Here is a 17,740-nt window from a genome sequence, read left to right on the forward strand (position 1 = left end):
GAATTTTTTAAAAAATCTATAGAAAATGGAGTCGAAATGAATGACATGGACACAAAACTTTACGCCGATCACCGATAATTTAGTTTTATCATCTCTTGCCGCACTCATTCCAATTCTTTACTTTTTCTGGGCACTTACCATCAAACGTATGAAAGGTTACATTGCAGGTATAACCACTTTGCTTGTAGCTCTTGCAGTGGCTGTATTGATATACGGAATGCCTGCAGGAAAAGCAGTGATGTCTGCTTCACAGGGAGCCGTATATGGGCTGCTCCCAATCGGATGGATAATCATCACTTCCGTATTTTTGTACAAAATGACTGTTAAAAGCGGACAATTCAATATCATTCGTTCTTCAGTGCTTTCGCTTACGGAAGACCGCCGTCTCCAGGCATTATTGGTGGCATTTTCTTTCGGGGCATTTTTAGAAGGTGCCGCGGGATTTGGAGCACCTGTTGCCATTTCGGCTGCGCTTTTGGTCGGTCTCGGATTTAACCCGCTATATGCAGCCGGAATTTGTTTGATCGCGAATACCGCTCCGGTAGCATTCGGGGCAGTTGGAATACCGATTATCGCCATGGAAGGCCCTACTGGCATAGCCGCCATGGAGATCTCAAAAATGGTCGGCCGCCAATTGCCATTCCTTTCGGCTTTCATTCCGCTTTATCTCATTTTAATAATGACTGGGTGGAAAAGGTCGCTTGAAGTCCTGCCGGCAATTTTGGTTTCCGGATTTTCCTTTGCCATCACACAGTACTTAAGTTCAAATTTTCTTGGGCCCGAACTACCGGACATCCTTTCCGCGTTAGTGTCACTATTTGCATTGGCAATCTTCCTTAAATTCTGGAAACCTAAAACGATCTTTCGCTTTGCCTCCGAGGAAACGGCAGCCACTGTCGAACCTTTATATACAGCCGAAGCGGAGACAAAATACTCGAAATGGCAGATATTCCATGCTTGGTCACCATTCCTTCTGTTAACGCTTTTCATAACAATATGGGGGATGAACCCAATAAAGCCGGCACTCTCCGGACATTATGAAGGCAACAATGTGCTGCTTGGCGCAATCAATGAAATCGGGAAGCTATTAACCTTCCAAATCGAAGTCCCGGGTCTGCATAATGAGATAATCGGAAGCAATGGATTGCAGATTGCGGCTTTCTATAAAATAGAACTGCTCGGGGCAGCCGGGACTGCCATTTTACTGGCTGCAATCGTAACGAAGTTCATCGCACACATGTCTGCAAAAGACTTTTATAGCACCTTTGTTGAAGCGATGAAAGAGTTGGCAAAGCCCATCTTGATGATTTCTACCGTGGTGGCCTTTGCCTACGTGACGAATTCTTCAGGAATGTCGACAACATTAGGGATGACCCTTGCAAAATCGGGTGATTTATTTCCGTTCTTCGCACCGGTTCTCGGCTGGCTAGGGGTGTTCATTACCGGATCGGATACATCAGCAAACCTCTTATTTGGCAGTCTGCAGAAAGTGACCGCTCTTAAAGTTGGGATGGAACCGGTGCTGGCGCTGGCGGCGAACTCTTCCGGAGGGGTCACCGGAAAGATGATCTCACCACAATCGATAGCGATTGCATGTGCTGCCGTTGGCTTGGCGGGCAGGGAATCGGAATTATTGAGATTCACGCTCAAACATAGTCTTTTCTTATTGCTGCTTGTTTGTGTGATTACCTTCTTGCAAAATGGCGTCCTTTCCTGGATGATTCCATAAGTAGAATGAGGCTCCCTTTTCATAGGGGTGCCTCGAAATATTTTTCAAGCCCATACAAAAAAGGAGGACATATAATGCAATTGGCAGCTGTGGCAGGGAAATTGGTTCATGAGGTTCGGAAACTGATTGAAGAGGAAATCATCATTATTGATCATGCTGGCACAATTATCGCCAGCACCGACAGCAGCCGTATTGGATCTTATCATGAAGGAGCCATCCACGCTTTCAACAATCGTGAGAAATTGATCATCAACAAACAGGATGAACGTAGTTGGAAAGGAGTGAAGGCAGGTATAAACCTACCTATTTTCTTCAACCAGGAAGCCGTTTGTGTCATTGGAATTACAGGTGACCCCAAACATGTTTCCCCTTATGCGGAACTATTAAAAAAGATGACGGAGATGTTCATTCAGGAAAGCTATCATTTCGAACAAGCAGAATCCCAATCACGTCTGATGGAATTCTTTGTATTTGAATGGCATCAGCTGCAGACGTTCAATGAACATTTCCTTCAGAAGGCCAAGTTGCTTGGGGTCGATGTTCATGCAGACCGAATCATCACTCTTGGGGAATTCAAGACTGAGGAAATCATTGAACCTTATGTATGGAGAACGCTTCAGATTTACATAAGCCAGCAGCATCCCAATGACATCGCAGTCCGTTGGGGGAGGAACCAATTCGTCATTCTTTCAATAGCCGATTTCATCGGTTCAAAAAACCAGCAATATAAGAAACTAAGTAAACTGCAAAAAAAGCTAGAGGAGAGTTCGGGTTATAAAGTGTGTGCAGGAGTAAGTTCGCGTGCATCAGGATCCGCTTTCAGGTCGGCGTTTTTTAAAGCGGAACGTTCCTTGAAAATCGCGTGTCCTTCATCAGGGATCATATTTGACGAGGACTTGAAGCTTGAGGTCCTGTTTGATGAAGTTACCGCTGAAACAAAACAGGAATATTTATCCAGGACAATTCAGGAGCTGCTTCCTAATGAGGAGCTGCTTAAAACCCTCTCCATGTATTTTGCATGTGATCTATCTTTGAAGGAAACAGCCGCAGCCCTGCACATCCATATCAATACCCTTCATTACAGGCTTAAGCGCATAGAAGATTTGACCCGACTGAACCCTAGGAAGCTAGCCGATTTAGTCACTATGTATCTAGCGGTAAGAGTATTGGATAAACATACAAAATAATTCTCTGGAAAGCACTAAATTCTATATATTCATACATAGAAGGCCAAGTGTTTTTTTTCTTATACTTACAACATATAAAAAATCTCGAAATTTCCTATGTTTATGAGGAGGATGTACATGTTAACAAAACAGGTTAAGCAGCTACTTCTTACCATCGTCGGTCAGGAGAATTACGATGACTCGAAAGTGGAATGTCTAGTCTATTCATATGATGCAACGCCAGGCTTTCAAGCGATGCCGGATGCTGTCATTAAACCGGGCAGCACAGCTGAAGTCGCAGCCATCGTCAAAGTTTGTAACGAATATAATGTTCCGATCGTTCCACGCGGGTCTGGGACGAATTTGAGCGGAGGCACCTGCCCGACAGAGGGTGGGCTTGTCCTTTTATTCAATCGAATGAATTCATTACTTGAAATAGATGAGGAGAACTTAACGGCTACCGTACAGCCTGGGCTCATCACATTGGACTTGATTTCAGCAGTTGAAGAGAAGGGATTGTTTTATCCGCCGGATCCGAGTTCGATGAAAATCTCCACGATTGGCGGCAACATTAATGAGAACTCTGGCGGACTGCGAGGATTAAAGTACGGAGTCACCCGTGATTATGTCATCGGGCTTGAAGTTGTCCTTCCGAACGGGGACATCATTCGAACAGGGGGCAAGCTTGCCAAAGACGTAGCCGGATATGATTTAACGAAACTATTTGTCGGATCGGAAGGGACCTTGGGAATCGTTACGGAAGCGATCCTAAAGCTGATCCCCATGCCGGAAACGACAAAGACGATGCTTGCCTTATATCAAGATCTGGATGCTGCAGCCCAGTCAGTGGCCAAGATCATTTCAAATAAAATCATTCCTGTTACATTGGAATTTCTGGATCGGCCGACTTTGATAGTTGTTGAAGACTTCGCGAAAATCGGTTTGCCCACCAATGTGGAAGCGGTCCTGCTGATTGAACAGGATGGGCCGCCTGAAGTGGTGGAACGTGATATGAAAAGGATGGCCGATATCTGTCTAGAGGAGAAGGCGGTTTCAGTGGAAATTGCCGAAACGGAATCTGACGCTGTCGCCTTGAAAACAGCAAGACGGACAGCCCTTTCCGCACTGGCACGCCTAAAGCCGACAACCATTTTGGAAGATGCCACCGTTCCCCGCTCGGAAATTGCCAAAATGGTTAAAGCAATTAATGAAATCGCAGACAAGCATGACGTGGATATTTGCACTTTTGGTCATGCTGGGGATGGGAACCTGCATCCAACGTGCATTACCGACGCTCGTGATCATGAGGAAATGGAGAGGGTGGAGCTCGCTTTTGCCGACATTTTTGCCGCGGCTATCGACCTTGGCGGGACGATTACCGGTGAACATGGTGTAGGAGCGATGAAGGCCCCGTATCTTGAATGGAAGCTGAAGAAAGAAGGGATTGACGCAATGAGGGCGATTAAACAAGCTTTCGATCCCAATAACATCATGAATCCCGGCAAAGTATTTGCCAAGGAAACCAGGAAAAGAGTGGTGGTTACTTCATGACGACAGTTCAGGAAAGGAAAACCATTGCCATTCAATTCGCGGAAAAAATGAATGAAGATGAATTGTTGAATTGTATGCGCTGCGGCTTTTGCTTACCCCATTGCCCGACATACATAGAATCGGGGCTAAAGGAATCCCATTCACCAAGGGGCCGGATCGCACTTATGAAAGCGGTGGCGGATGGTGTGATTGAGCCTGATGAGGATGTAGAACGTTCGTTGAGTCTTTGCCTCGGCTGCAGGGCTTGTGAGCCTGTGTGTCCTTCAGGTGTCAAATATGGACATCTTCTTGAAGAAGCAAGGGATATCATCCATCAGAATAAAAAACACAGTTACCCTGTAAAAACGATTCGCAAGGCCGTCTTTAGTGGGTTATTCCCACACCAGGAGCGAATGCAGGCCATGACGAGTTTGCTTGGCTTCTATCAGAAATCAGGACTGCAATACATTGCCCGTAAAACGGGAGTCCTCAGCCTGCTTCCGGATAATTTGGCAACCATGGAAAAAGTGCTGCCGAAAGTCCCGAAAAAATCAGAAATGAAAAATAGGCCGACCAAGCTGCCTGCAACCGGAACGCCGCTCAAAAAGGTGGCTTTCTTTTCCGGCTGCTTGATGGATACGATGTTTTTGGAGACGAACAAGGCCACATTAAAGCTTCTTCAGCTGGCCGGATGTGAAATCGTGATTCCGAAATCCCAGGCATGTTGCGGGGCGCTGCACGGACATAGTGGCGAAAAAGAAGGTGCTAAGCAACTGGCCAAGCGTAATATAGAAGCTTTTGAAGCAGAGGAAGTTGATTATATTATTACGAATGCCGGCGGATGTGGAGCTTTTCTCATAGATTATGACCATCTGCTCCAAGCTGAACCAGAATGGCACGACCGTGCAATCGCATTTAAAAATAAGTTGAAAGATATCAGCGAGATACTTGTTGATTTGCGTTTCCAGGAAAAGGTTCGCTTGAAATTGCCGGCTCAATCGGTAACTTTTCAGGATTCCTGTCACTTACGGAATGTGATGAACACCTCATTGGCTCCGCGAGTTCTCCTTCAATCGATAGAAGGAATCGACTTCAGGGAAATGAAGGATGCGGATCGGTGCTGCGGCTCCGCAGGGATTTATAATATTGTTGAATCAGAGATGTCCATGAATATTCTTGACTCTAAAATGGAGCACACGAAATCGACACAGGCCGATATTGTTGTAACGGCAAACCCTGGCTGTTTGTTACAAATGCAATTGGGGATCGAGAGGGAAAACTTGGGGGATTGTACGAAAGCAGTGCATATTGCAGACCTGCTAATAAAGGCTGTGGCTTTATAATAGAAGAAAAAAGAATGTAAATAGAAAATAAATGTAATTATTTGGTTAAACATTACATTTTAATAAATGAGGAATCCCTTGTAAAGTCTGGATTTTAGAAAAAAATGCGTTCTGTGCTGAGAACGAATTGTAAAAGTTATAACAAAAAAGAAATATTGATTCCTCGTTTACTTAGGACCATGGCGGGTAGTGTTTATATATAGCATCCACTAAACGAAACAACAAAACCTAAGGAGGAATGTAAAATGAATAAAACAGTATATGGAGTTTATGAATCAAACGCAGAAGTGATCCAAGCAATTAATGCACTTAAGGCAAAGGGTTTTGAAGGGGACGATATTACTGTCGTCGCGGACAAGGAAGAAACATTGGATTTCACGAACCACAAACGCGAAACGGATGTTCATACAATGACGAATGTTCCTAACGACGAATCGTTTATGGACAAGGTGGCACGTTTCTTCATGCCGGAAGATACGGCAGATCTTTCAACAAGATTGGCGAATGCAGGCCTTTCGAATAATGAAGCGGCTGAACATGTCTTTGATGTAGAGAACGGAAAAGTCCTGGTTCTGGTTGAAGAAGGTGAAGGCCATCTTGGAACGGCAAAAGATAAATTCACGACCGGAACAATGGACACTGCCGGTACAAGGCTTGATACAAACTCCACCAACCAACTATTTAACGGCACTGAAAAAACCGATGCATTAAATAAAGAAGATGTATATGGAGTCAACGGACACGGCCGTGAATTGCCAGAGGATGAAAGGACGCTTACACTACGCGAAGAACAGCTGAACATCGATAAAGAAAAAGTTCAGACAGGTGAAGTCGTCATTAACAAAGAAGTCAATGAACAGCATAAAACGATAAATGTCCCTGTTGAACACGAAGAAGTGACAGTCGAGCATAGATCAGTTTCAGGACGTGAAGCGAATCTGGAAACCGGGAGCATTGAAGATGGGGAAACAATCAGGATCCCTGTTGTTGAAGAAAAATTGGAAGTTTCGAAAAAACCGGTCGTCTCTGATGAAATTGTCATCAAGAAACATGCTGTACAAGAAACGGAACAAGTTCAGGATACTCTTAAAAAGGAAGATATTCAGCTTGATAGTACAGATGATTCGATCGTGAATGAGAAAAAGGCAACTGAACATAGAACCGACCGCTTCTAAGCTTGAAGGAAAAAGCCTGCAGTTTTAAAACTGCAGGCTTCTTTTTGATTTTAGAGACTTATTAAAGGTTCGAGCCTAGGGAAGGCAAACCTTTTTGTTTAATTAGCACCCATCAGGGTATAAATACACATAAGAAGAAATATCGGAATAATAGGAGGAGGAAGAAGCATGGGAAAAACATTTTATGGTGTTTTTAATACGGAAAGAGAACTAATCCAGGCTATACAATCCCTCAAGGGAAAGGGGGTCCATGAAGGAGAAATAACGGTAATGGCTGATAGGAAAGAAGATTTGGATTTCGTCAATGAAAAGCGTGATCCGGATGTCGAAGTCGTTACTAACTCAAATGAGGATTCCTTCATTGATAAGATGAAACATTTTTTCCTGAACGAGAGTTCTGAAGATATAAGGAACCGACTAGGTGAGTTAGGGCTTGCCGATAGTGAAGCCACTGCTTATATAAATGAAGTGGAGGCTGGAAAATTCCTGATTCTTTTAGATGAATCGAAAACCGTATCAGCACGAGAGAACATAACTTCCAACCGTATCGAGGATACGGACGAACCTGCAGAGAATCCGATTAAAACAGGAGTGGTGAACAATCCGGACCCTAACCTTTTTCCTGAAACAACAGCGAATGCCTATCAATCAGGAGAAGTGGAAGCACAGCCAGGAAGAAGTGAAGAGCTTCACGGGAATTCAGCTAACATCTTTGAAAATGAAGAACTGGGTACGAAGCGAGCTCAAGAAAGGGAAATCTGGGGGAACTCCACGGAAAAATTCAAGAAGCAAAAACCAGGTAATCATGAAGGAACACTGGCAAGCGACCCTCATGCAGACCCGTTTTCTGCCGATACTGACAAAGCCCTCGATGCCCGAGGATCACTGGATCAGACTCTGAGCCCGAATGCGAGCGGACAGCAAGAGGAAGGCTTGCAAGAAGAATACATCAAAAATCGAATCAATACCGACAATCTGTAATACGCAAAAAGAACAGCCTGCACAAGGCTGTTCTTCAGTTTGTGGATAAAGAGGGTTTCGGAAAATATATCTTTCATCAAATTATGTTCCCGAAAAATCTGACCCAAAGCAACATCTTATATCCTCCGATTTGATATAGTTGATTGGAGCGAGTCGGTGCCTGGAATGGAAATCAACGTCCAAGTTGTACAAGCCATAAAGAAATTGCAGGCAAACTCGATTCTTCATCTAGTTTGTCTACAGGCTTTTTTTTTTAAATCCTTTAGGCAAAGGGTTTTCCCGTTCATTAGTTGCGAATTTCCGCTATACTATTTGCTTGTTTAATGTTAAAGCCGCAAGGTATAATGACTAAGGAATTTTATTTTTAGTAGAGTAACAAGGAGAGGGAGAAACATGGAAAAAAACGTATATGGTGTTTTTGACTCTAATCCGGAAATACTTGCTGCAATTCAAGACTTAAAAGCTAAAGGCATATCTGGCACCCAAATGACAGTGGCAGCTGATATAAAAAATCACGTGCAGCTTGGAAATGAACATACGGATATACTGATCATTGCCAATCAGGATAAGGAGGACACTCTTTTCTTGAAAATTTTCCATTACTTCACAGATGAAGGATCTGGAGATTTACGCAGCTTTTTCACGAAATATGGCTACTCTTTTGCTGAGACAAAAGCGATGCTTGAAGAAGTGAGCTCAAAAAAACTCATCTTGCTGCTTGATGAAGAAGTCTCCATCGAAAAACTTAAGGCTGGCGAAGCGAAATCAAAAAAATAACAGCCTGCTAAGGCTGTTATTTTTTTAATCCTGCTTCGAGGGCAGTGATCATTTCCTGTTTTTCCTGCTCGGATGAATTTTGCCAGATGACCTCGAATAATACTCCCAATCCAGGAAGCATTTTTTCCTCGCCATTTTGTATGGCATCGACAATCGTGTCTTCCAGCTGCTCTTGCGAATTTCCAGATACATTTTGGATGATCGCATTACGTAAGTTTAAATTCATAATTATTCCTCCTCTAACACATAATGACTGACATTAATAGCATTTCACAAACTCGCATGCAATATGTATGCGAATTGCGTTATAATAGGAAAATCAGTGTGAAGTTAAAGGAGCGTTTACCCTTGAAATATATCGAATCCGTAAAAAATCCGCAAGTTAAGCATTGGAAAAAACTTTTGACCAAAAAAGAACGCGATAAAACAGGTAAATATTTAATCGAGGGTTTTCACTTAGTTGAAGAAGCCTTAAAAGAAGAAATCGTCTTGGAAGTGATAATAAATGAAGAAACTGAAATGCCTGCCCATTTTAAGGTGGAAGGCACAGAACTCATTTATGTGAAAAATGATATTATGAAGGCGATATGCGATACCGAAGCCCCGCAGGGAATTGCCGCGGTTTGTGAACAGAAATCAACGAGCATGGCGTCCATCAATCCGGATAAGCTATTGTTGATCGATGCCGTTCAAGATCCGGGTAATATTGGAACGATGATCAGGACAGCGGATGCTGCTGGAATCGATGCGGTCATACTTGGCGAAGGGTGTGCCGACTTGTATAATCCCAAAGTGGTCCGTTCGACGCAAGGAAGCCTCTTTCATATGCCTGTCATTAAAGGGAACCTTTCCGAAATCATCGATGAGCTGAAGCAAGGCGGCACACCGGTTTATGGCACGGCATTAGAAGGCGCATCGCCATTTGAGGAAGTGGAAAAGTCTTCCCGATTTGCCCTCCTGGTCGGTAATGAAGGCCAAGGGGTATCGAAGGAATTATTGGTGAAAACGACTAAAAACCTTTATATTCCCATCTACGGAAAAAGCGAATCATTGAATGTGGGTATCGCTGCCGGGATTTTAATGTACCATTTACGAAAATCGATTTGAAACGGCCGAAGAATTATAATATAATAAAACAGAATTTTATAATGAAACGACGATGACAAAGACTAGTAGCTTTAGTTAACCATATCCAGGGAGAAAATGCCTTGACTGAAAGCATTTTTATGGCACTGCTTAAGTGAATTCACCTTTCGAGTTGGCATTGGGAAGACAGGATGTCTGAAAAATGTTCCGGTGAAGAGCCGTTATTTTTAATGAAGTGAGTGCAGAAGTTTTTTTGTTTTGTGCACTAATAAGGGTGGTACCGCGATACATAAACCTCGTCCCTTTAGGGATTGGGGTTTTTTTGTGTTCATTTTTACAAAAGGAAAATAAAGGAGGAAGACATGATGCAGGAACGTTTATTAGAACTGCAGGAAGAAGCGTTGCAAAAAGTTGCCGCCGCTTCCGAATTAAAAGAACTGAATGAAGTCCGTGTTGCTTATTTAGGGAAAAAAGGGCCAATCACTGAGGTATTGCGCGGCATGGGTAAATTATCTGCCGAAGAACGCCCGAAAATCGGGGCACTTGCCAATGATGTACGGGAAGCGATCGCAACAAAGATCGAGGAGAAACAAAAAGCACTTGAAACTGCGGCAGTCAATGCAAAGCTAGCAACTGAAACGATTGACGTCACACTTCCAGGACGTCCAGTAAACAAGGGGAACCTTCATCCATTAACACGTGTCGTGGAAGAAATCGAAGACTTATTCATTGGTATGGGTTATACCGTCGCGGAAGGTCCTGAAGTTGAAAGCGACTATTACAACTTCGAGGCACTTAACTTGCCAAAAAGCCATCCGGCACGTGATATGCAGGATTCCTTCTATATCACGGATGAAATCCTGATGCGTACGCATACGTCACCTGTTCAAGCAAGAACGATGGAAAAACATAAAGGTCAAGGTCCTGTTAAAATCATTTGCCCAGGAAAAGTATACCGCCGTGATAACGATGATGCGACACACTCCCATCAATTCCAGCAAATTGAGGGCTTGGTCATCGATGAGAACATCAGCATGAGCGATCTGAAAGGAACACTAGACGTATTTGCGAAAAAAGTATTCGGGCAAGACCGTGAAATCCGTCTTCGTCCTAGTTTCTTCCCATTTACCGAGCCTTCCGTCGAAGTCGATATTTCTTGTAAAATCTGCGGCGGTAAAGGCTGCAGCGTTTGTAAACAAACAGGCTGGATCGAAGTGCTTGGCGGTGGAATCGTTCATCCGAACGTCCTTGAAATGGCTGGCTTCGATTCCAAGAAATACTCTGGATTCGCATTTGGAATCGGTGTGGAACGGATTGCCATGTTGAAGTACGGCGTGGACGATATCCGTCATTTCTATACGAATGATGTTCGATTCTTAAAACAATTCAACCATCACGAAGCATAAATTTTTTATTTTAAAAAGGAGGACCTACCATGTTTGTGTCATATAAATGGTTACAAGATTATGTTGACCTTTCAGGCATCAATGCGACGGAGCTAGCTGACAAAATCACGAAAAGCGGCATTGAGGTTGAAGGGGTAGAAAAGAAAAGTGAAGGGCTAAAAGGGGTCGTCATCGGGCATGTCCTAGAACGTGAACAGCATCCAAATGCAGATAAATTGAATAAATGCCAAGTTGATATCGGGGCTGAAAATCCCGTTCAGATCATCTGTGGAGCACCGAATGTCGATAAAGGCCAAAAAGTCGCAGTCGCTACTGTTGGCGCGGTCCTTCCAGGTAACTTCAAAATCAAGAAAGCGAAACTTCGCGGAGAGGAATCGCACGGGATGATTTGCTCGCTTCAGGAATTGGGCTTCGAATCCAAGCTCGTTTCCAAGGATTATGCTACAGGTATCTTCGTCTTCCCTAATGATGTGGAAGTAGGGAAAGATGCATTGGAGGAACTTGGTTTAAGTGATGAAGTGCTGGAACTTGGGCTGACTCCAAACCGTTCCGACGCTTTGAGCATGCTTGGTGTTGCATACGAAGTGGGAGCCATTCTAGGCCGGGAAGTGAAATGGCCGGTTGTCGAGAAAGAAGAGGCACCTGAAAAAGCAACTGATTATATCAGTGTCAAAGTGGAAGCGAAAGAAGATAACCCGATATACATGGCTAAAATCATCAAGGATGTAAAGGTCGGCCCTTCACCGCTTTGGATGCAGACTAGGTTGATGTCTGCAGGTATCCGACCTCATAATAATGTCGTGGATATCACGAACTACATTTTACTTGAATACGGCCAACCGCTCCATGCCTTTGATTATGACCGCTTTGGTTCAAAGGAGATCGTCATCCGCAGAGCGAAGGATGCTGAAAAAATCGTAACATTGGATGAAACTGAACGCACTTTGACACCTGACCATTTAGTGATCACAAATGGCAGCGAGCCTGTTGCGATAGCTGGTGTGATGGGCGGAGCTGATTCCGAAGTTAAAAATGATACGACGAACATCATTATTGAAAGTGCATATTTTGCAGGTACAGTAGTTCGTAAAGCATCAAAGGACCATGGTTTACGCAGTGAAGCCAGTGCCCGCTTTGAAAAAGGCGTAGACCCAGCACGTGTACGTGAAGCTGGAGAACGTGCTGCACAATTGATTGCGCAATATGCAGGCGGAACAGTCTTACAAGGAGCAGCAGAAGTTGACGAATTGACAATGGAACCTGCAGTCATTAGCATCACTCTTGAAAAAATCAACACACTTCTTGGCACAAGCATGACCGTATCAGTTGTGGAATCAATCTTCAAACGTCTGCAATTCGGCGTTGAACTTGACAATGAAACATTCACAATCACAGTCCCGACGCGCCGTGGTGATATTACGATTGAAGCTGATTTAGTCGAAGAGGCTGCACGTTTATATGGATATGATAACATTCCCGCTACACTTCCAATCGGCTCTGCTACCCCAGGCCAATTGACTGACTATCAAATTAAACGGCGGAAGGCACGCCGTACACTTGAAGGCGCAGGCCTTTATCAAGCGGTGACCTATTCACTGACAAGCCAGGAAAAAGCGTCCCAATTTGCATTGGAAGCAAGAGAATCCATACGATTAGCAATGCCAATGAGTGAAGAACGGAGCCAGCTGCGTTTAAGCATCGTGCCTCAATTGCTGGAAGTCGTGAAATATAACAATGCCCGCCAAATTGATTCACTGGCACTGTATGAAATCGGTTCGGTATTCTTTAAGCGTGACGAACAAGAGCTGCCTGAAGAAAAAGAACATATTGCTGGAGCAATCACAGGCCTATGGGAGTCACATCTATGGCAAGGTGAAAAGAAACCAGTGGATTTCTTTGTAGCCAAAGGCGTGATCGAAGCATTATTCGACACACTTGGATTAGCTGATCAAATCAGTTATCGCCAAGCGGAAATCAACGACATGCATCCAGGACGGACAGCGGAAGTACTATTGAATGGTGAAGTGATTGGCTTTATCGGCCAAGTGCACCCAACTGTCCAAAAAGACTTGGATATTAAAGAAACATACATTTTCGAACTTTCCTTAAAAGCATTGGCAGAAGCCGAAGTCGCGCCGATTGCTTACCAAACCATTCCGCGCTATCCATCAACCACACGCGATATCGCGCTCGTTGTGGATCAAGCTACGAAAGCCGGGGACATTCAGGAAATTATTGAAGAAGCCGGTGGCAAATTGCTGAAAGAAGTAAGCATCTTCGACTTATACGAAGGTGAAAGAATGGAGGAAGGCAAGAAATCCATTGCCTACTCACTGAAATACTTCGACCCGGAACGTACTCTAACGGACGAGGACATTACAAAAGCACATGATAAAGTGCTTGAAGCCGTTAAAGAAAAAGCTGGCGCAGAGCTAAGAGGATAAAACCAAAAAGACAGCTCCCTGAATCTTGGGGAGCTGTCTTTTAGGATTTTACGAGTAAATAGTGCAAATTCACGAGTAAATTGCGATAATTCACGAGTAAATGGAGCGAACTCACGAGTAAATGACGTGAATTCACGAGTAAATAGCGTGAACTCACGAGTAAATGGAGCGAACTCACGAGTAAAAAGCGCGAACTCACGAGAAAAAGGCGGCTTTTCCAAAAGGTCAGCCGCTTTCTTCTATTTATGATATTTCTGTTGATATAGTCGCTTCGCTTTTTCTGTATTGGCGAAGTGGGTTTTCGTGAATTCGTTTAATGAATCGATTCCTTTTTCATGAATCAATCTTGCGGCCGCTTCATCGACTGCAAATCCGGCTCCTTTAGGGATTTTGAATCCGGCCTTTTCACTCAGCAAGTCAAAGCGTTTCACGAATGCATATCGGGCCAGGATGGATGCGGCTGCTACTCCAAGGTGTATGCCTTCCGCTTTTGTGCATAGATAGGTGGCGTTGGCTTGAAATAGTTCTTGCCCTTTAAGGTAATTGAAAAATACCTCTGGTTGGGCGAATTGATCAATAAGGACCGCTTCCGCTTGTTCCGGGTGGATTTTTTGCATGAGATTCTTGATTGCTTGGTTATGGAGGAGTGCCTTCATTTTTCCTTGTGACATTCCCTTTGCCTGGAGCGCATTATATTTCGGGTTGTCGCATGTGAGCAGGCTGAATGGCACTACATCCTTAATCTGTTTGGCGATTTCGATGATCTGTGGATCTTTGAGATTTTTGGAATCCTGGACACCAAGCTCCTTTAATAGGGCTAGTTGTTCCTTTTTTGCATATACGGCTACGACGGTGATCGGGCCGAAATAGTCTCCTGTTCCGACCTCATCGGATCCAATCACAGACATGGTTCCGATATTTGCAGGCGGCGAATATCGATGGACATTGACTGATGCAGAGGATGTCGTTTTTTTCTTTGGAGCAGCAGCAGTGGTGCCATTTTGCCATTTTACTGCTTCTAGCTCGGCATTTTTACCCTGAAAAAGCACCTTTCCAGATTTATAGGCGGTCACCGTACATAACGGCGGTTTGGCGGAAAAGATGCTCCCGGGCGGCAGCTTGGCGGCCAAGGATGAAGAATAGTGGGACTTCATAGCCTTTATTTGTTCAGGGCTGATAAGTAAAACAACATGGGACATAATGGGTAAGCTCCTAACTTCATTTTGTTTATTAGGTAATCCTCTTCCTAAAATTCGTTTTCGTTTGACAAATTATTGAAATTTTTATGCGAGAAATGACGATGTACTCTCTTTCATGACGAAAAACTTCGTGATATGATAGAATTAGGATTGTTTAGATTGGGGGCATCATTTTGTCAGACGATAAACGAAATAAAACAACAGTTGATATATACGGACAACCATATACAATCGTCGGCACAGAAAGCGCAAGTCATATGCGCCTGGTCGCTTCGATGGTTGACGAAAAAATGAGAGAGATCAGGATGAAAAATCCATACTTGGATACAAGTAAGCTAGCGGTGCTAACGGCCGTGAATACCATCCACGAATATATTAAATTAAAAGATGAATTAGACCAGCTTCAACTGGAATTAAAGAGAGAGAAGGACTGAGTACATGCTTGATTTAGCAATTCTGGCCATTCTTTTAATCGGTTTATTAATCGGTTTAAAGCGTGGCTTCATTTTACAAACGGTTCATATGACAGGGTTCATAGTAGCCTTCATCGTCGCCTATGTATTTTACGGAGATCTTGCTCCCAATTTGAAATTGTGGATTCCTTTTCCAACGATGGGAGATTCCTCGACCCTTAATATGTTTTTCGATACAGTCGGGCTTGATACGGCGTATTACAATGCAATTGCCTTTGCAATCATTTTCTTTGCTGCCAAGATTCTTTGGCAAATGATAGGATCCATGCTCAACTTCATTACCCATCTTCCGATATTAAAGCAGCTTAATCGCTGGGGTGGAGGGATATTGGGCTTTCTCGAAGTCTATCTTATCATGTTTATTATATTATATATAGCTGCCATGCTGCCAATGGATTCAATCCAGAAACCATTAACGGGCTCGTTTCTGGCAGAATCGATCGTGAAACATACGCCGTTCCTATCCGAGCAGGTGAAGGAACTTTGGTTTCATGATCTAAAACAATCTTAATGTCAGTATAAGTGGGCCTGCCTCCCTTTCTCAAAGTCCTGGATTCCTATACTTTGAACGGGGGAGGCCCCTTTTTATGTAGCAGCATGTAATTCCCCCTAAGGTAAGAATCGGACTGCTTGTACTTTACCTCCAAGAAAGGTATCTTTAAGAAAGTGAACATGGGAGACCCTACTAATTTTTCCGGCGGTGAATTAAATGACAATTAATAAAAAAGATATCATTAAATTATTAGAAAAAATTGCAATATATATGGAATTAAAAGGAGAGAACCCGTTCAAGGTTTCAGCTTTCCGAAAGGCAGCAGGCGCCTTGGAAACGGATGACCGGAGCCTGTCGGAGATCGAAGATTTTACCGCTTTAAATGGAATCGGGAAAGGAACGGCATCCGTCATCGAAGAGTATATAAATGAGGGGAAATCGACTGTACTTGAAGAGCTTCAGGAGCAGGTGCCAAAAGGATTGATTCCGCTCTTGCAGCTTCAAGGTTTGGGCGGGAAGAAAATTGCCAAGCTTCATAAAGAGCTGCATGTCAAAGATGTGAATGATCTTAAAATCGCCTGTGAAGAAGGCAGGGTCGCGGCGCTTGCCGGTTTCGGCAAAAAAACGGAAGAGAAGATCCTGTCTGCAATTGCCGAGGCGGGTTCAAGGCCCGATCGACTCCCCCTTGCCTTCATGAGGCCGATCGCGGCTGATATTGAAACGGCCCTTGCTAACATGGAATACATCATCCGTTCTTCCAGGGCCGGCAGCATCCGGCGCATGAGGGAAACGATCAAGGACCTAGATTTCATCATTTCGACAGATCATCCCGAAGAGGTTAAAAATCAACTGCTAGCAATACAAGGGATAAAGCAGGTAATTGCGGCCGGTGATACAAAAGTATCGGTCGTGCTTGATTATGAATATGATATTTCTGTTGATTTCCGAATCGTTAAGGATAAGGAATTCATCACGACACTCCATCATTTTACAGGTTCGAAGGATCACAATGTGCGGATGCGCCAGCTTGCTAAAGATCGCGGAGAGAAAATCAGCGAATATGGGGTGGAAGTGACTGAAACCGGTGATGTTTTGACGTTTGAAACGGAAGAACAATTTTATAACCATTTTGGCCTTCCTTTCATTCCGCCAGAAATACGTGAAGATGGAACGGAAGTCGAGCATTATGATGCTAATGAACCTCTCATATCTTTAGAGGCCATTAAAGGTGATCTGCATATGCATACCACATGGAGTGATGGGGCTCATACGATTGAAGAAATGATTGAAGCATGCCGTGCAAAAGGGTATCGATATATGGCCATCACCGATCATTCGCAATATCTGAAAGTGGCGAACGGCTTGACCGCGGAACGTTTACGAGAACAAAAACGAATCATCCATGAACTTAATGAAAAATACGCTGACTTTACCGTTCTTTCAGGGATTGAAATGGATATACTTCCTGATGGGACACTTGATTATGACGATGAGCTGCTTGCAGAGATGGATTTGGTGATCGCATCGATTCACTCAAGCTTTTCACAGCCGCGGGAAACGATCATGGAGCGCTTAAAAACGGCTCTGAATAATCCGCATGTAGATATCATCGCCCATCCAACGGGAAGGATCATTGGCAGACGCGCCGGATATGATGTGGATATAGAGATGCTGATCGAACTGGCTCGTGAAACGAATACCGCCTTGGAATTGAATGCGAATCCGAACCGATTGGATTTGGCACCTCCCCATCTGCGCAAGGCGCAAGAAGCGGGAGTTCCTATCATAATCAATACGGATGCCCACAGCATCGACATGCTTGAACATATGCCTGTTGGGGTCTCGTCAGCCAAAAAGGGCTGGATTAAAGAATCAACGGTTCTTAATGCAAGGGATACGGATGGATTATTGGCGTTTTTAAAGAGAAATGATTAACTA

The 17,740-nt window shown here is 43.9% G+C and carries 15 protein-coding genes and 1 other annotated feature; of the genes, 13 read left to right on the forward strand and 2 right to left on the reverse strand.

Annotation, left to right across the window (positions count from 1 at the left end; genetic code table 11):
- The first annotated feature begins 40 nt into the window (after positions 1 to 40).
- The 7 genes from ACSR9O_RS20105 to ACSR9O_RS20135 all read left to right on the forward strand — a co-directional run bounded on the left by ACSR9O_RS20105 (position 41) and on the right by ACSR9O_RS20135 (position 8,701).
- On the forward strand, positions 41 to 1,729 hold the full coding sequence (locus tag ACSR9O_RS20105) for an L-lactate permease (protein ID WP_491724967.1): 1,689 nt from the start codon (positions 41 to 43) through the stop codon (positions 1,727 to 1,729).
- A gap of 74 nt (positions 1,730 to 1,803) precedes the next feature.
- Positions 1,804 to 2,916 carry a PucR family transcriptional regulator gene (locus tag ACSR9O_RS20110; RefSeq protein ID WP_491724968.1) on the forward strand — a complete coding sequence of 371 codons (1,113 nt, stop codon included), beginning with the start codon at positions 1,804 to 1,806 and terminating at the stop codon, positions 2,914 to 2,916.
- Positions 2,917 to 3,033: 117 nt separating this feature from the next.
- The gene (gene glcD, locus ACSR9O_RS20115) at positions 3,034 to 4,446 is read left to right on the forward strand and encodes a glycolate oxidase subunit GlcD (protein WP_230176766.1); all 1,413 of its coding nucleotides are present in this window, start codon (positions 3,034 to 3,036) and stop codon (positions 4,444 to 4,446) included.
- Entirely contained in the window at positions 4,443 to 5,768 is a 1,326-nt protein-coding gene (locus ACSR9O_RS20120) for a (Fe-S)-binding protein (RefSeq protein ID WP_230176767.1), read from the forward strand. The genes glcD and ACSR9O_RS20120 overlap by 4 nt, the downstream gene beginning before the upstream one ends.
- Positions 5,769 to 6,013: 245 nt before the next feature.
- Complete coding sequence (locus ACSR9O_RS20125; RefSeq protein WP_230176768.1) at positions 6,014 to 6,943, forward strand: YsnF/AvaK domain-containing protein; 930 nt, start codon at positions 6,014 to 6,016, stop codon at positions 6,941 to 6,943.
- 168 nt (positions 6,944 to 7,111) lie between these two features.
- On the forward strand, positions 7,112 to 7,924 hold the full coding sequence (locus ACSR9O_RS20130; protein ID WP_491724969.1) for a general stress protein: 813 nt from the start codon (positions 7,112 to 7,114) through the stop codon (positions 7,922 to 7,924).
- A gap of 393 nt (positions 7,925 to 8,317) precedes the next feature.
- Positions 8,318 to 8,701: a general stress protein gene (locus ACSR9O_RS20135; RefSeq protein ID WP_101222856.1), complete on the forward strand. Its 384-nt coding sequence runs from the start codon at positions 8,318 to 8,320 to the stop codon at positions 8,699 to 8,701.
- A 16-nt stretch (positions 8,702 to 8,717) separates the two neighbouring features.
- Here the strand turns inward: ACSR9O_RS20135 and sspI are convergent, their stop codons facing one another.
- Positions 8,718 to 8,927, reverse strand: a complete 210-nt coding sequence (sspI, locus tag ACSR9O_RS20140) for a small acid-soluble spore protein SspI (protein WP_057911488.1) — start codon at positions 8,925 to 8,927, stop codon at positions 8,718 to 8,720.
- Between the two features lie 122 nt (positions 8,928 to 9,049).
- On the opposite strand from sspI, the gene ACSR9O_RS20145 reads away from it, so the two are divergent.
- From ACSR9O_RS20145 to pheT, 3 genes are all read left to right on the forward strand, one after another.
- Positions 9,050 to 9,808 (forward strand): TrmH family RNA methyltransferase, encoded by a 759-nt coding sequence (locus ACSR9O_RS20145; protein ID WP_101222854.1) that lies wholly within the window; start codon positions 9,050 to 9,052, stop codon positions 9,806 to 9,808.
- A 43-nt stretch (positions 9,809 to 9,851) separates the two neighbouring features.
- Positions 9,852 to 10,094 (forward strand) — a binding site (T-box leader).
- A 58-nt stretch (positions 10,095 to 10,152) separates the two neighbouring features.
- Positions 10,153 to 11,193 (forward strand): phenylalanine--tRNA ligase subunit alpha, encoded by a 1,041-nt coding sequence (pheS, locus tag ACSR9O_RS20150; RefSeq protein WP_098370018.1) that lies wholly within the window; start codon positions 10,153 to 10,155, stop codon positions 11,191 to 11,193.
- A 29-nt stretch (positions 11,194 to 11,222) separates the two neighbouring features.
- Positions 11,223 to 13,637, forward strand: a complete 2,415-nt coding sequence (gene pheT / locus ACSR9O_RS20155) for a phenylalanine--tRNA ligase subunit beta (RefSeq protein WP_491724970.1) — start codon at positions 11,223 to 11,225, stop codon at positions 13,635 to 13,637.
- Positions 13,638 to 13,876: 239 nt separating this feature from the next.
- On the opposite strand, the gene rnhC is transcribed toward pheT, so the two are convergent.
- Positions 13,877 to 14,836, reverse strand: a complete 960-nt coding sequence (gene rnhC / locus ACSR9O_RS20160; protein WP_230176771.1) for a ribonuclease HIII — start codon at positions 14,834 to 14,836, stop codon at positions 13,877 to 13,879.
- 173 nt (positions 14,837 to 15,009) lie between these two features.
- Between rnhC and zapA the strand changes: the two genes are divergently transcribed.
- The 3 genes from zapA to polX all read left to right on the forward strand — a co-directional run bounded on the left by zapA (position 15,010) and on the right by polX (position 17,737).
- A complete protein-coding gene (zapA, locus tag ACSR9O_RS20165; RefSeq protein ID WP_048678967.1) occupies positions 15,010 to 15,270 on the forward strand; it encodes a cell division protein ZapA in 261 nt (86 codons plus the stop codon).
- Between the two features lie 4 nt (positions 15,271 to 15,274).
- A complete protein-coding gene (locus ACSR9O_RS20170) occupies positions 15,275 to 15,820 on the forward strand; it encodes a CvpA family protein (RefSeq protein WP_101222851.1) in 546 nt (181 codons plus the stop codon).
- A gap of 198 nt (positions 15,821 to 16,018) precedes the next feature.
- Positions 16,019 to 17,737 carry a DNA polymerase/3'-5' exonuclease PolX gene (polX, locus tag ACSR9O_RS20175; RefSeq protein ID WP_491724971.1) on the forward strand — a complete coding sequence of 573 codons (1,719 nt, stop codon included), beginning with the start codon at positions 16,019 to 16,021 and terminating at the stop codon, positions 17,735 to 17,737.
- The last annotated feature ends 3 nt before the right edge of the window (positions 17,738 to 17,740 follow it).

It is taken from the genome of Peribacillus sp. B65 (assembly GCF_058513295.1).

What these genes read in the sequence shown, in the direction of transcription:
- ACSR9O_RS20105 (WP_491724967.1), top strand. Translation starts at nt 41, where the DNA reads ATGACATGGACACAAAACTTTACGCCGATCACCGATAATTTAGTTTTA.
- ACSR9O_RS20110 (WP_491724968.1), top strand. Translation starts at nt 1,804, where the DNA reads ATGCAATTGGCAGCTGTGGCAGGGAAATTGGTTCATGAGGTTCGGAAA.
- glcD (WP_230176766.1), top strand. Translation starts at nt 3,034, where the DNA reads ATGTTAACAAAACAGGTTAAGCAGCTACTTCTTACCATCGTCGGTCAG.
- ACSR9O_RS20120 (WP_230176767.1), top strand. Translation starts at nt 4,443, where the DNA reads ATGACGACAGTTCAGGAAAGGAAAACCATTGCCATTCAATTCGCGGAA.
- ACSR9O_RS20125 (WP_230176768.1), top strand. Translation starts at nt 6,014, where the DNA reads ATGAATAAAACAGTATATGGAGTTTATGAATCAAACGCAGAAGTGATC.
- ACSR9O_RS20130 (WP_491724969.1), top strand. Translation starts at nt 7,112, where the DNA reads ATGGGAAAAACATTTTATGGTGTTTTTAATACGGAAAGAGAACTAATC.
- ACSR9O_RS20135 (WP_101222856.1), top strand. Translation starts at nt 8,318, where the DNA reads ATGGAAAAAAACGTATATGGTGTTTTTGACTCTAATCCGGAAATACTT.
- sspI (WP_057911488.1), bottom strand. Translation starts at nt 8,927, where the DNA reads ATGAATTTAAACTTACGTAATGCGATCATCCAAAATGTATCTGGAAAT.
- pheS (WP_098370018.1), top strand. Translation starts at nt 10,153, where the DNA reads ATGCAGGAACGTTTATTAGAACTGCAGGAAGAAGCGTTGCAAAAAGTT.
- pheT (WP_491724970.1), top strand. Translation starts at nt 11,223, where the DNA reads ATGTTTGTGTCATATAAATGGTTACAAGATTATGTTGACCTTTCAGGC.
- rnhC (WP_230176771.1), bottom strand. Translation starts at nt 14,836, where the DNA reads ATGTCCCATGTTGTTTTACTTATCAGCCCTGAACAAATAAAGGCTATG.
- ACSR9O_RS20170 (WP_101222851.1), top strand. Translation starts at nt 15,275, where the DNA reads ATGCTTGATTTAGCAATTCTGGCCATTCTTTTAATCGGTTTATTAATC.
- polX (WP_491724971.1), top strand. Translation starts at nt 16,019, where the DNA reads ATGACAATTAATAAAAAAGATATCATTAAATTATTAGAAAAAATTGCA.